The sequence below is a fragment of the Paenibacillus radicis (ex Xue et al. 2023) genome, from assembly GCF_024722015.1.
Taxonomy (GTDB): domain Bacteria; phylum Bacillota; class Bacilli; order Paenibacillales; family NBRC-103111; genus Paenibacillus_S.
This window is the reverse complement of record NZ_JANQBD010000002.1, coordinates 120,812-134,275: the sequence shown is the minus strand read 5'-3', so window position 1 is coordinate 134,275 and position 13,464 is coordinate 120,812. Positions and strand designations below refer to the sequence as shown.

12 protein-coding genes are annotated in these 13,464 nt (G+C 42.8%); 11 read left to right on the top strand and 1 reads right to left on the bottom strand.

Features of this window, described 5'->3' with window-relative positions:
* The first annotated feature begins 145 nt into the window (after positions 1-145).
* The 3 genes from NV381_RS03250 to NV381_RS03240 all read left to right on the top strand — a co-directional run bounded on the left by NV381_RS03250 (position 146) and on the right by NV381_RS03240 (position 2,758).
* On the top strand, positions 146-1,492 hold the full coding sequence (locus NV381_RS03250; protein ID WP_258211831.1) for an ABC transporter substrate-binding protein: 1,347 nt from the start codon (positions 146-148) through the stop codon (positions 1,490-1,492).
* Positions 1,493-1,590: 98 nt separating this feature from the next.
* Complete coding sequence (locus NV381_RS03245; protein ID WP_258211830.1) at positions 1,591-2,457, top strand: helix-turn-helix transcriptional regulator; 867 nt, start codon at positions 1,591-1,593, stop codon at positions 2,455-2,457.
* Between the two features lie 118 nt (positions 2,458-2,575).
* Positions 2,576-2,758, top strand: a complete 183-nt coding sequence (locus NV381_RS03240; RefSeq protein WP_258211829.1) for a hypothetical protein — start codon at positions 2,576-2,578, stop codon at positions 2,756-2,758.
* 138 nt (positions 2,759-2,896) lie between these two features.
* On the opposite strand, the gene NV381_RS03235 is transcribed toward NV381_RS03240, so the two are convergent.
* Complete coding sequence (locus NV381_RS03235; protein ID WP_258211828.1) at positions 2,897-4,483, bottom strand: DUF5050 domain-containing protein; 1,587 nt, start codon at positions 4,481-4,483, stop codon at positions 2,897-2,899.
* 142 nt (positions 4,484-4,625) lie between these two features.
* Between NV381_RS03235 and NV381_RS03230 the strand changes: the two genes are divergently transcribed.
* From NV381_RS03230 to metE, 8 genes are all read left to right on the top strand, one after another.
* Positions 4,626-5,459, top strand: coding sequence for a PPK2 family polyphosphate kinase (locus tag NV381_RS03230; protein WP_258211827.1), 834 nt, complete (start codon positions 4,626-4,628; stop codon positions 5,457-5,459).
* A gap of 256 nt (positions 5,460-5,715) precedes the next feature.
* Entirely contained in the window at positions 5,716-6,450 is a 735-nt protein-coding gene (locus NV381_RS03225; protein ID WP_258211826.1) for a Bax inhibitor-1/YccA family protein, read from the top strand.
* A 240-nt stretch (positions 6,451-6,690) separates the two neighbouring features.
* Complete coding sequence (locus NV381_RS03220) at positions 6,691-7,128, top strand: NUDIX hydrolase (RefSeq protein WP_258211825.1); 438 nt, start codon at positions 6,691-6,693, stop codon at positions 7,126-7,128.
* A 154-nt stretch (positions 7,129-7,282) separates the two neighbouring features.
* A complete protein-coding gene (locus tag NV381_RS03215; protein WP_258211824.1) occupies positions 7,283-8,446 on the top strand; it encodes a stalk domain-containing protein in 1,164 nt (387 codons plus the stop codon).
* 8 nt (positions 8,447-8,454) lie between these two features.
* Positions 8,455-9,063, top strand: a complete 609-nt coding sequence (locus tag NV381_RS03210; protein ID WP_258211823.1) for a hydrolase — start codon at positions 8,455-8,457, stop codon at positions 9,061-9,063.
* A gap of 33 nt (positions 9,064-9,096) precedes the next feature.
* Positions 9,097-9,891, top strand: a complete 795-nt coding sequence (locus NV381_RS03205) for a Nif3-like dinuclear metal center hexameric protein (protein ID WP_258211822.1) — start codon at positions 9,097-9,099, stop codon at positions 9,889-9,891.
* A 253-nt stretch (positions 9,892-10,144) separates the two neighbouring features.
* The gene (locus NV381_RS03200; protein ID WP_258211821.1) at positions 10,145-10,921 is read left to right on the top strand and encodes an alpha/beta fold hydrolase; all 777 of its coding nucleotides are present in this window, start codon (positions 10,145-10,147) and stop codon (positions 10,919-10,921) included.
* Between the two features lie 250 nt (positions 10,922-11,171).
* Positions 11,172-13,460, top strand: coding sequence for a 5-methyltetrahydropteroyltriglutamate--homocysteine S-methyltransferase (gene metE, locus NV381_RS03195; RefSeq protein ID WP_258211820.1), 2,289 nt, complete (start codon positions 11,172-11,174; stop codon positions 13,458-13,460).
* The last annotated feature ends 4 nt before the right edge of the window (positions 13,461-13,464 follow it).

Here is a 13,464-nt window from a genome sequence, read left to right as displayed (position 1 = left end):
TCACCTATTGAAAGTTCAATCAGACTATACCTAGAAGACAATTAATATTAAAACTGTCCACTTTTCTTAAAATATTAGAATTATCACATTACGTACTAGAGTTTATGATGAATATGCTTTCAATTACAGGAGGTCAGGTCCAAAATTGAAGAAGGTTATAAGGAAATCATGTTTAATCGGCTCCGTATTATTGGTCTTGGCGGGATGTTTTGACGGGACAAATACGGAATCGATTAGGACTACGGAGGGCACTCCTCCTTCTGAAACTGTAGCCCAAACACCAGATAAGGAATTGTTCATCTTCACGGCGTGGCCTTCGTATTTCGCAAAGGAAGAAATTTTTGAACAGCAGATAGGTCAATTTATTAAAAAAAAGTTTCCGGATATTAAACTAAAGCATGTCGCTTGGGATAGTCCAGGCAAACGATATGAGGACTTAATTGCACTCGGGACCATTCCGGATATCGTTTTCGATGATGTTCGCCGTAATACGTACAGACAGGTACGAAGGTTCAAAATGGAATATGATATGACAGATCTGATCAAAAAGTATAATTTCGATACGAGTAAGTTGAATTCAGCTGATATGCAGCATTCCATTAACTCATCGGACGGTAAACTATACTCGTTGCCCTATAACTCTAACGAATATATCTTGGTTTACAATAAAGATATGTTTGATAAGTTAGATGTAGCTTATCCCAAAGACGGGATGACTTGGGATGATGCGTACGAGATTGCCAAAAAGTTAACCCTACAAGAGGGGGACATTCCATACAGAGGCTTCCAAATGAATCCAGCCATTTATTTGCGATTCAATCAGTTGTCGGAGCCAGGGCTTGATCCGAATGAAAATCAGGCTTCGATGGTTTCTGATAGATGGGTTAAAATTGTTGATAATCTTAGACGTTTCTACGAAATTCCAGGCAATCCCTTGGTTAATCCGAATGAATTTGCCAGAGGCCAAGTTGCAATGATCATAGATTCTATGGAAAATGTAACGAAATTTGTGGCAGCGAACAAAAACTTGAACTTCGACTTTGCTTCGGTTCCGATTTTCCCGGAGGCGCCGAAGTCCAAATTTCAGCCTAATAATTACGGCATGTTTATAACAAATCAATCCAACAAAAAGGATTTAGCATTCCAAGTTATCTCTTATCTGCTATCTCCAGAGGTTCAACTTGAGATAGCCAAGCAAGGAGTCATGGTTCCGCGCAGGGATGCTGCAGTTCAACAAGCTTTTGGCCAAGCCGTACCGCAATGGCAAGGAAAGCATATTCAATCATTATTTGCTTTGAATAGTGCTAAACCGCCTTCTCGTAAGCCAGGCCTTACCTTTATAAACGAAGATACGTATTTCATGTGGAGGCTAATTTCTACGGATCCTATTGATACCCTAGCAGCATTAAGGAAAACAAATGAATCCATGAATAAAGGCATTGAGGAGACGATAAAAATTCAGCAGGAAGGCGGGATTAGTGACTACGAGTAATTTTAATATCCTGAAAATCTCTAAAATGAACATAAAGGCCAGCAGGTTATTATAGAGAAACTTACTGGCCAGCTGTAAGAGGGTGAGGTGTGTAGAACTTGTTAGAAAAAATAGAGCATATGACTGAGGTTTCCTCCGCTGAAGGGGGACACATCACTATTAGTTTAAACAGTTATGAGAAAGCGTTTACATCCGTGCAGCAAATACTTGAATTTACTAGTATCAACTTGGTAGGGGAAGGGTCAGGTCATCTACATATTGAGGATCAAGTAATTCCTGTTAAGCATGGGGATATGTTTATCATTCCAAGTGGGATTCCGCACACGTATCTGCCTCTTTCCCGCAGGCAGGACCATACGCTCGTTATATACAAATGTCTATTCAACGTTGAAATTCTTCGTGATTGGAAAGCGCTTTTACCTATTGACTCTAAAATGTTTGAAATCGTTTACGAACCGGATAAATGCGTTGATCACTGGCTTCATTTTGAGGACAGGCACAATATTTTTTTTGAGATGATTCAGAAGATGTATTCGGAATATTTGAAGCGGTACACGGGTTATGAAGCTTTGCTTGTCTCGAGTCTCGTTCAAATACTAGTTATGCTTCAACGTGCTGCACTGAATTCAGATAATCCTACAACAATCAACAAGATGGAAGAAATTATTCAATTCATCAAGTGCAACTCTACCCAAAACATTACCGTACAGGACGTCGCCGAAAATTTCTATTTAAGCTCTAGTCATTTCCAACGGTTGTTCAAGAGAACGACAGATTCAACCTTTACCCAATATTTGCAAAATATAAGGGTTCAAAAGAGCTGCGAGCTTCTGATTTCTACGGATATACCGATTTATCAGGTTGCCAATCAAGTAGGCTACTTGGATATGAAATTTTTCCATGCTCTATTCCGTAAAAAAATGGGGATTACACCAAGCCAATATCGCAAAAACCAAAGTAGATAATAAATAATACACACCCTTCATTGGAGCCAAATAGCGAAATATCAGTAAGCATTAATTTCCAAGGATCAGGACATACTAACATTGTTTTATCAATATAAAAATTAGGAGGTATTATAGAATGGCTACTAGCAGGGGACATCAAGGCGCACATGGAATTGGACAGACAGAGGATCAGTTGAACAAACAAGCACAAGCCGCAGCTGAGATTCAAGGCTATAACGAACAGGATCAAGAAATACTTGCTGCAGCTAATCAACAAGAAACTGAGCTGGATGAAATTATCCAATCCAACCAAGAATAAACACAGTAATTCCTTAAGAACCTTGCAAGTTTGCCGATGCACAAGTAAACCTGTAAGGTACATTCTCGCCCTGATATAATCAGAAAGCAGCTGACCGCGTTGGGTCAAGCTGCTTTTTTGTATCTTTAGAATTTTCGTTCAACGAATGAGTTCGATCGAGGAACCCTTTGAGGTTTGGAGTAAAATCCCATCGTCGGATGTAAGTACGCGTGAGATCGGATCGGCCACGCTCAGCAGCCGGTGGGCTGAACCGTCCAGCATTACGATGCCGTAGTCTTCGTTACCACCAAGACGGCAGACGAGCTGATTGTTCAACACTTGTACTTCGGCGACTGGCGTAGTCCATACGCGTGGGTCTTCTCCGTTCGGATCGGCTTGGTATAGCTCGAATTGGTTCGCCTCCTTCTTGGTTGTGTAATAGACGTTGCCATCGATGCTGTCAAACCATGACACAGCATGGTCGGACTGTTTCAATTCGCCCGTCCCGTCTAACGCGGACGAATATAACGCATTATCCTCGTCTTTTACATAATACATCTTGTTATCTATAACTCGGAACCAGCTGACACTTGAGTTGACGATTTTATCGCTTTTATTCGTCTTCAGATTAATTTTGTAAATTTTATTTGCGTCAGAGTAGCTCATGCGTGAGGTAAGCACGTACACATCGTCTTGGATGACGGAGATATAGGAAGCAGCATCACGCCCGACTCCTACCGAGATGCCGCTGGATGTAACGGCATACATCAGATCCGGGTCGCCTATACTTTTGAGGTTTGTCTCTTCCTGACCCGATGGTGACAAATACAACTTGCCGCCTTCGAACGCCGAAGCGCCAAGTTTGACGATTAATGTTCCGTAAGACGTATTGCGGAAATCGAGATACCCTTTATGTAACAGCTCCGCTTTCCCGTCGTCACCAATTTTCACGAACTCGTCGTGACCCATAATATTTCCCCCGAGGTGATAGGTAAACCACAAAGTGTTGTCACGGATTTGAAAGGATAAATGCTTTTGCAGCCCTTGATAGGTTTCGATGTTATAGGAATAAATCTCTTCCTTGTCGGATGGTTGTTGCACGGGAGCCCGATATACATGGTTCATCTTGTTCGTCGTCTCGACGAAATAATAATACCCCTTAAACAGGGCGACGTCGTTCTCCCCGGCATATACAGGAAGGCCGACCGTTTGTAGCTGCGGGTTACGGGACGTGATGCTGAGGCCGCCGGTATCGCTCCACCGGTAATCCCATCCGAATTCGTCATGTACGAAGCGCCATGTCAGAGGGAAATAAGTGATATCCCGGAAGCTTAACAACGGATATTCTTCTTTAGTGTTGTCGATCGTCTTGCCGTTGATCGTAACGGCCGAGGCGGGAACCTCCGCCGTGTAGGCGGCCGCATTGCGACTCTCGGACTTGTATGGAATATACGAAGAGGTCACACGGCTTTGCTTAATATTCAAGCCGTCTTCCGGCGACCAATTCGCCTCCAACCCGAGCAGCCTGGTATCATTCCACGTCATCGGAAAATAGGTGATATCGTGATAAACTAACAGCGGGTATTCGCGGTACTGATTCTCCACCGAATGACCGTTCAGATTCACCGCAAAATCCGGGAGCTTAACCCTCACGCTTATATCCGCGGCTAGACTGTGTCCTGAAGGAGCTAAGAAGCTCATGCATAGTGATAAAACGACCGTATACATAACCCATTTTAATCTCATTATTGCGTCATCTCCTTTCCTTGATTTAAACGCGGGTTCATGGTAAAAAGTTACAGGTTGACTTCGCAAGCCAAATCTATTATAGGTTAAATTTCCGGATCGAAGTGATATAATACATTAAAAAGCGTTTGGAGGTTTTCTCATGCTGAAATCCTATCGGTTGAACAAAAAAGAAGAGATCGTGCTTCGCCGCTTTGATCCGAATGACAAAGGCGGCTTCAAGAGCAAGGAAGAGATTCATGAAGAGTTTGAACACATGGAGAAGAAACTTCTCGAGCTACAGGATAAGCTGTTCGCTTCCAAAACGAACGGCGTGCTCATTTTGTTTCAAGGCATGGACTGCAGCGGAAAAGACGGCGTTATCAAGAAAGTATTGTCCAACCTGAATCCACAAGGCTTTCGAGCGGAGAGCTTTAAGAAGCCGACCCCAGAGGAGTCTTCCCACGATTTTTTGTGGCGGACCCACAAGGTTGTCCCGGCCAAAGGTTACATCGCCGCCTTTAATCGGTCTTACTACGAGGATGTATTAATTACCCGGGTGCACGGCATGATTCAGGACGATGAAGCGGCGGTTCGCCTGAATCATATTCGAGATTTCGAGAAGCTGCTTACGGACAGCGGAGTGCTGCTGATCAAAATTTTCCTGCATATATCCCCCGAATTTCAACTAGAGAAAATCCGCCAACGGCTGGAAAACCCTGAGAAACTCTGGAAATTCGATCCGAGTGATCTAGAGGAGCGGCGCTATTGGGACCAATACACTGCCGCTTACGAAGATGTCTTCCGGCATACAGCAACTAAGCATTGCCCTTGGTATGTCGTCCCGGCCAATGAGCGCTGGTTCCGCGACTATTTGGTGCTCCGGATTATTCTTCGCTCCATGGAGAAGCTGGGCCTTTCTTATCCGATGGCGAATATCGAAGTGCAGACGCTTCTGAAACAGCATAACGAGGAAAGCAAAAAAAGCCTGTTGTAACCAACGGACGATAAGTTCAAGAGACGTAAAGTTAATAAGAATTTAAGTTTCATTTAACGTTAGGTTAATAGGAGAGGTATACTATTAACTCATACCCCTTAACATATAAATGAAATGCCCGCCACTCGGTTGCCATCGACGTAGGCGGGCATTTCTGCATATTTCAGAAAATTATTCCACCTGAAATAGCGTTGATAAGATGAAAGTTGTGTTATATTAAAAATTGTAGTGAACAACAAATATGAGGTGATTAAAATTGAGTTATGACCGAAGCGGTAATCCTGTTTTACAAGAAAATACTTTCAAACGGGCATCCGAATTTGGAGCCGACACCATGACGATTGGCGGGACAGTGAATAAAGCCTTTATTTCACTGGCCATATTACTTGGCTCTGCCTTTTATGTTTGGAATCTTTACTTCCAATCCCAAAACGTACAGCCTTTTTTGATCACCGGGATAATAGGGGCATTAATATTAAGCCTACTTATTTCTTTTGTTCCCAGGATTTCGCCCGTTGCGGTTCCTGTCTATGCATTACTGGAAGGGCTTGCTTTAGGCAGCATATCAGCGATCTATGAAGCTAAATATCATGGTATTGCGCTGCAGGCAGTCATGATCACCCTTGGAGTTTTTGTTGGATTATTGGTGGCTTACAAATTACATATAATTAGGGCAACTGAAACATTTAAGCGGGTTATCATTATCTCTACTATGGGAATAATGGTTGTTTACTTGGTAAGTTGGCTATTAGGTTTTTTTGGAGTCAGAATGCCGTATCTACATGACAATGGGATAATTGGAATTGGAATCTCGTTGTTCATCGTTATCATTGCCGCGCTGAATTTAATTTTGGATTTTGATTTTATAGAACGAGGTTCCCAAAACCGGGCTCCCAAATATATGGAGTGGTACGGGGCGTTTGGCCTGCTTATAACTGTAGTCTGGTTGTATATCGAAGTTCTTAGACTGCTTTCAAAGCTAAGAAAGTAAGTCATAAGTCATATTTCAAGGTTTAGTGTATGAGATTTTGAAGCTCCGTACAGGCGAATTACTGTGTGGAGTTTTTTTATACGTAAGTATTTTGTCTGTTTTCTTGACCAGAACCGAGGGACCGACCTATTAATCGAAATAATTGTCTCAAAATCGTCACTATATTCCATTAAATGCCATTAAATTCCATGGGATAATTAAGCTGAAAATATATACATAATCCTAGAAGGAGGCGAAAAAATGGCTCATAATCTCGCAGCTGGAATCGTGGTTTTAAAAGACGATGCGGTTCTATTAGTAAAAGATAAATCTGGCTGGAGTTTGCCGAAAGGTTCGACAGAATTCGGTGAAACTTTCTTACAAGCTGCAAAACGAGAATTGTATGAGGAAACGGGGATAAAAATAGCTTCTGAAGCTGTTGCTTTCGTTACGGAGTATTCTTCAGAAAAATATGGGCAGTATCTCCAAGTTTATTATGCAGGCAGCTTGCATTCAGAACAAAACGAAGTTGAAGAACCTGATCCAGATATTCTTGAGATGCAGTTTGTGAATAGAAGGGATTTGCGCAATTTTATCAAATTTCGCCCGTGGGTTATACCCTTGGAAATGTGGATTCAAAATAGGGAGTTGAAATACCATTCATTCGATTTAGATGTTGAAGGGTTTTACATTTCTTAAATTATCCGTCACGGAGGGACGGGACACGAGAGTGTAATCATATTCTAGGCTGCCAGCAAACTTGGCAGCCTATTTAAATAATGGGCAGTACTTTTCAATGTCCCTGCGAAACTTTTACCATGATCTGGAAGTATAAGGATGTGGGGTGAGGGAATTGAACATTAGACGATTTGTAATGACTCTGCTGGTTGGGCTACTTGTTTCGCTGTTAATGTCAGGAGCGACCTGCTATGCCTGCAGTTGTATACCGCTAACCTTCGAGCAAAAGATCGAGCATGCGGAGCAGATTTTTACTGGCAAGGTGGTGGGGATCTGGCACAATAAAAAGTTGAATCAAGCTAAAGTCGAGTTTGGGGTTTCGAGCGTTTATAAAGGGGATGTTCCTTCGGTAACGCATGTTCTTTCCAGTACCATCAGTTCGATGTGTGGTATTTCTTTTGAGTTTGGCAAATCGTATCTTGTATTCAAAAATTCGGATGGAACAACTTCAATCTGTTCGGGCACCGGAGCTATAAATGATGATGAGAAGCCGCTGGACGAACGTCTGGGTGTACCCCTACAGAGGTATGATAATGTGTCCACGTTGGCCGTCAATGACATCAAACTGCGTTATCACTACGAAGAAATGGGTTCTGTCCGTATCGATCCGAAAGACATGGCGCTAATGCCCCTTCAGGATCACTTGTTTAAGGAAATGGGGATAGAGCGGCTGAGTAATCCGGACGATCACGAGCAAATCCGTTTAGCCAAAGGAAATAAGGAGGTAACCGTCTATACGGGAAGCAACATCCTTATGCTGAAAAATGGACCCAAATATATGGATTCGATAAGCATTAAGGACAGTGGTATCGTTTACGCGCCACTTCGTGACCTTATGGAGGAATTGGATTTTAGCGTAGTCTGGAATGAACAGGATCGCTCCATTACACTCAGTGATAACAATGCCATTGTCAGCCTGCCATTTAAAAAAGAAAATTTCAGCAAGCTGGAAGCTTTCCAGAAAAATGTTAGCATGCATGAGCCTGATAACATACGCATTATTCGTTATTCAATAGATTCTGGCCCCATCTATATTGACTTGGACTATCGGGATGATAGCGATAGCATCTGGATGCAATTCGATCCCTCACGCGACAATATGACGGTTGAGAAAGCCTACAAGGTCTCCTGCAAATCCATGATATGGGAGGAAAGAACATGGTATGGAAAGCTGCTTTCTCTTGATGGATGCAGCGACGGCCAAAAACATTATTTACTCAGTGTCATCCCTGATTTTAAACCAACTGAAGAAACGTTAAAAGAAATTATTAAAGAATGAGGGGAATTATGGGCTCAAGAATAATGCATTTGATTATTGCTAATAAAATAGCAGAGTGTCTGTCGATTGAAGATAAAACATCATTTTTGATTGGAGGTGTTGCTCCCGATGCGGTTTCACCGAAAGAGTTATCACATTTCTTTAATGGTGAAGTACAAGACTATTCTAGACATATTGACTATAAAGGGTTTCTGGATAAATATAGTTCGCACGTAGAAAGTCATTATATATTGGGATATTTTACACATTTAATCGCTGATGATATATGGCTGAAGGGTTTTTATCTTCCTTGGTTGAGAAACAGAATGGAAGCTAATAAAGAAATTGCTAATTTATACCATAATGATTTCCGATTGTTGAATGGAAAATTATTAGAATACTATGGTTTTACAGATGATTTGAGAAAAATACTCAATTATTTACCTGCAATCTTTGATTTGCAAGAGGTTACATCCAAAGATGTTGGAGAATTGATTCCTTATGTATTAGGCGATATGGAGTATGATAAGAAAGTTATAAAAGAAAAACTTAATGTTTTTACGTTTGATCAGATAGTTGGTTATATAGAGACATCAGTTGATATAGGGTTATTGAATATAAAACCTTACTGTACATAAACATCATAATCCATTAATTAGGAGGTCCTACACATGATCATTACTGTGCAGATGGTGCTGAATCGCCTCATCGAACCGGTTGGCCCTTTGGAAACGACCGTCGATACGTTGAAGAGCGGACGCCTGAATGCAGAGGTCCGGAAAGTGGCTGTTGTGTTCATGACAACTTATGCTGCAATCAAGCAAGCAGTTGATTCGGGTGTCGATCTGATCATCACACACGAGCCTACTTACTACAACCACAAGGATGAAGTTGAGTGGCTAGCAGGGGACCCGGTATATGAAAGGAAGCGGATGCTTATCGAGGAGTCAGGTATTTCGATCTTCCGGCTGCATGATTATGTCCATAAATACAAGCCGGACGGCATTCTAATAGGCATGCTCAAGAAGCTGGAATGGGAAGCTTACGCAGATCCAGAGAGGTTGAACCTGCTTACGGTCCCCCATGATGAGCAGCATACCGTCCGCACCATAGTCACCCATCTGAAAGAGAAGCTCAATATCGATAGCATGCTGGTGGCCGGAGATCCGGAGATGTCAGTGAGGTGTTTCGGATTGATGCCGGGCGCGTCAGGCGGTCGTTCGCATATCAAATACTTTGAAAACGGAAATATCGATCTCCTAATCGTTGGCGAAACGAATGAATGGGAGACGAACGAATATGTGAGAGATGCCATGGATATGGGACTTCAAAAAGCGCTGATTATTACAGGGCATCAGAATAGCGAGGAGGCAGGGATGCTAACTGTCGTGGAGATGGTGCGCGAAGCGTTCCCTGAGCTTCAAGTGGATTTTATCGCAAGCCTTCTCGCGGTAAAGCGCATTTAAGTGTCGACGGTAGATAGGATTCGTGCGCGATAGAACTTAATCCGAATAAAGTCCGTGCAAATAGCGGGCTTTTTTAAATTCTAAGGGGAAACGAGAGTTCAAATAACGAGGCTAACGTGGAATCGATACGAACAACTCCTAATATGAAAGGGCTGGATACTTCAATAGAAATCATTTAAACAAGAACATATGTTTGTTAATATGGAAACAATAGGGACTCTAATTGTAAGAAAATAGGAGGGATTTAATACAGATGCCACATTTAGCATGTAATAACATGGAAATGTTTTATGAACAAATCGGTGTTGGTGACCCTGTGATATTTCTACATAGTGGGTTTTCGCGAGGGATATTAGCTTTTGCAAGTCAAATGCTTGACTTCCAAAGTAAGTACACATGTTTTTTTCCAGATTTCCGAGGACATGGTCGAACGAGGAGCAACAGCCTTGAATGGAGTACTCCGCAGCATTCTAAAGACATTTTTGCATTTATGGATCAACTACAGATTCCCAAGGCACATATCATCGGATATGGTATGGGAGGAGGTGTTGCACTACATTGTGCTGTCGCTCAACCTCATAGAATTGCATCCTTGACTTCAATTGGTCAAAGTGGCTTTGTAGCCTCTATGGGATCCGAGGAATTTGAACCGGAATGGCTTTTACAAAACGGTCGTTATGATTTTATCAATTTGATGAAAGAAAGGCATCTGGAGGCACATCGTGGAAATTGGCAAGAGTTCTTACGGCAAAAAGTATATGATTGGAGAAAGTTCCCACAACTAAGCAACGAAGAATTGCGCAGCATAAACTGCCCAACATTGTTTTTAGCTGGACAATATGACCCGTTTGCACCTGAAGAGGATTTAAAACGGGTTACTGACCTTATTCCTAACTCTAGCTATGTAATAGTACCTAATTGTAGCCATAGACCTCATATGATTAGAGAAAACCCCGTTTTTGTAAATGATACTATCTTACAATTCATTGATGAGGAACGGCTTCAAGTCTCATCCAACCGCCCAAAATAGATGTATAAATCAAGATTAGTCACCTGATCTTCAGGCTGGGAGCCCACATAGTAAAAGACCTTCAAGTTACACATTAGTGAAGGAGTTGCCACGAGGCAGCTCTTTTTTGTTTACTCAAGTAAAGGGCTGCATACTAATAAAACTTTGATATAGCTAATAACTATATCTAGATATAGTTTAATCCAGTTACACTATATCGGCTGATCTATGATATCTTTCTTTATAACAAATTGTAGAGGAGTTTTTATAGATGGCAGTAAGTAGTGTATTGGGTTATCCACGTATAGGTGCTGATAGAGAATGGAAGAAAGCGTTAGAAGCGTTCTGGTCAGGCAAGCTTGGAGAATCGGAGTTTCAACTTCAGCTCCAGGAGATCCGTCTTAATCATTTGCGCAAGCAGCAAGAGAAGGACATCGATCTTATACCAGTCAATGATTTCAGTTATTATGATCATATTCTTGATACAGCTGCGATGTTCGGTATAATACCAGAACGTTTTGCTTTTGAGGGAGGCGTCGTGCCCTTATCTGTCTATTACGGTGTCGCCAGAGGAACGAAGGATGCTGCCGCAAGCGAAATGACCAAGTGGTTTAACACCAATTATCACTATATTGTGCCTGAACTAGCCGGCGTAACACCGTCCATTACCGAGAACAAACCTCTTACAGCATATCGGGAAGCTAAAGAAAAGCTCGGGATCGAAGGAAAGCCAGTTATCGTCGGACCGTTGACCTTTCTAAAATTATCCAAAGGATACAGTGCATCAGAGACAGATGCTTGGTTGAGCCGACTGCTCCCACTTTATGTACAGATCCTTCAAGAGCTTGCAGAGGAAGGGGTTCAATGGGTACAAATTGATGAGCCAATTCTCGTAACGAAGCTAAGCGATGCTGACATTGAGAGATTAAAAATCATTTATACAACATTTGCGGCATCAGTGCCAACACTGAACATTATGCTGCAAACCTATTTTGAATCCGTAGAGCACTATTCTGACGTGGTTTCACTGCCTGTCAAAGGAATAGGACTGGATTTCGTTCATGGCCTCTCGGGTAATTTACAGTTGATTAAAGAACTCGGATTTCCTGCGGACAAGGTTTTGGGTGCCGGAGTGATCGATGGTCGCGGTATCTGGAAGGCGTCCCTTCGGGAGAAACTCGGACTGCTTGAAGAACTCACTGAACTAGTGACGGCCAAAAATCTAATTGTTCAATCATCATGCAGCTTGCTTCATGTTCCGGTAACTACAGAACGGGAGACTAAGCTTACATCTGAACTGAAAAATGCACTTGCCTATGCGGATGAAAAGCTCGATGAGCTTGTGCTTATTACGAAAGCAATAGCATCAGGCAGCGAGGGGATCATAGAGGAACTGGAAAAATGTGATCGTGACTTGCAGGCACTTCAGCAGTCGGAAGAGCGCAATCGCAGCAGTATCCAGCAAGCTGTCGCTTCACTTAGTAATCAGCAACCGGAACGTTCTCGTCCTTTTGCCGAGCGTTATGCCGCTCAACAATCCAAATGGGAATTGCCGCTTTTTCCTACAACGACCATCGGCAGCTTCCCGCAATCTGCAGAAGTTCGTAAGGCACGTCAATTGTGGCGCAAGGGCGAGTGGAACAATGAGCAGTATGCTGCGTTCATCCGGGAGCAAATCGATATCTGGATCAAGCTCCAGGAGGAAATCGGATTAGACGTTCTCGTTCATGGGGAATTTGAGCGAACCGATATGGTCGAGTTTTTTGGCGAGAAGCTCGCGGGTTTTGCATTCACACAAAACGGATGGGTGCAATCGTATGGTTCCCGTTGTGTGAAGCCTCCGGTTATATTCGGGGATGTAGCTTTTACAGGGGAAATGACTGTCGAAGAAACCAAGTATGCCCAATCTCGCACTAATCGTCCTGTCAAAGGCATGCTGACTGGACCGATTACTATTATGAACTGGTCGTTTGTCCGCGATGACATCCCTCGCGAGCAAATCGCCTACCAACTGGCCTATGCGTTAAGACAAGAAGTGGAGGCACTTGAGTCGGCAGGCATTGGTATGATCCAGGTAGATGAGCCTGCAGTTCGCGAAGGACTGCCGCTTAAGGAAGAGGAGCAAGCCGGTTATCTGGCATGGGCGGTCAAGGCTTTCCGCATCGCCACCTGCACCGTACGGGAAACAACACAAATTCATACGCATATGTGCTATTGCGAATTTCATGACATGATTGATTCGATCGAGGCGATGGATGCCGATGTTATTTCTATTGAAACATCCCGCAGCCATGGTGAATTGATTCATAGCTTCGAGTTGAATACCTACAAGCTGGGCATCGGTTTAGGCGTGTACGATATACACAGTCCACGCGTTCCGAGTGTGGAGGAGATGACGAGCATGATCGAACGCGCCTTGCGTGTGTTGGATCCCAAGCTTTTCTGGATTAATCCGGATTGCGGACTAAAAACACGCGGACTCGAAGAGACAGCTGCTTCTTTACGCAATATGGTGGAAGCGACAAAAATTGCTCGTTCAAAGCATGCTGCTTTAATATAGACCC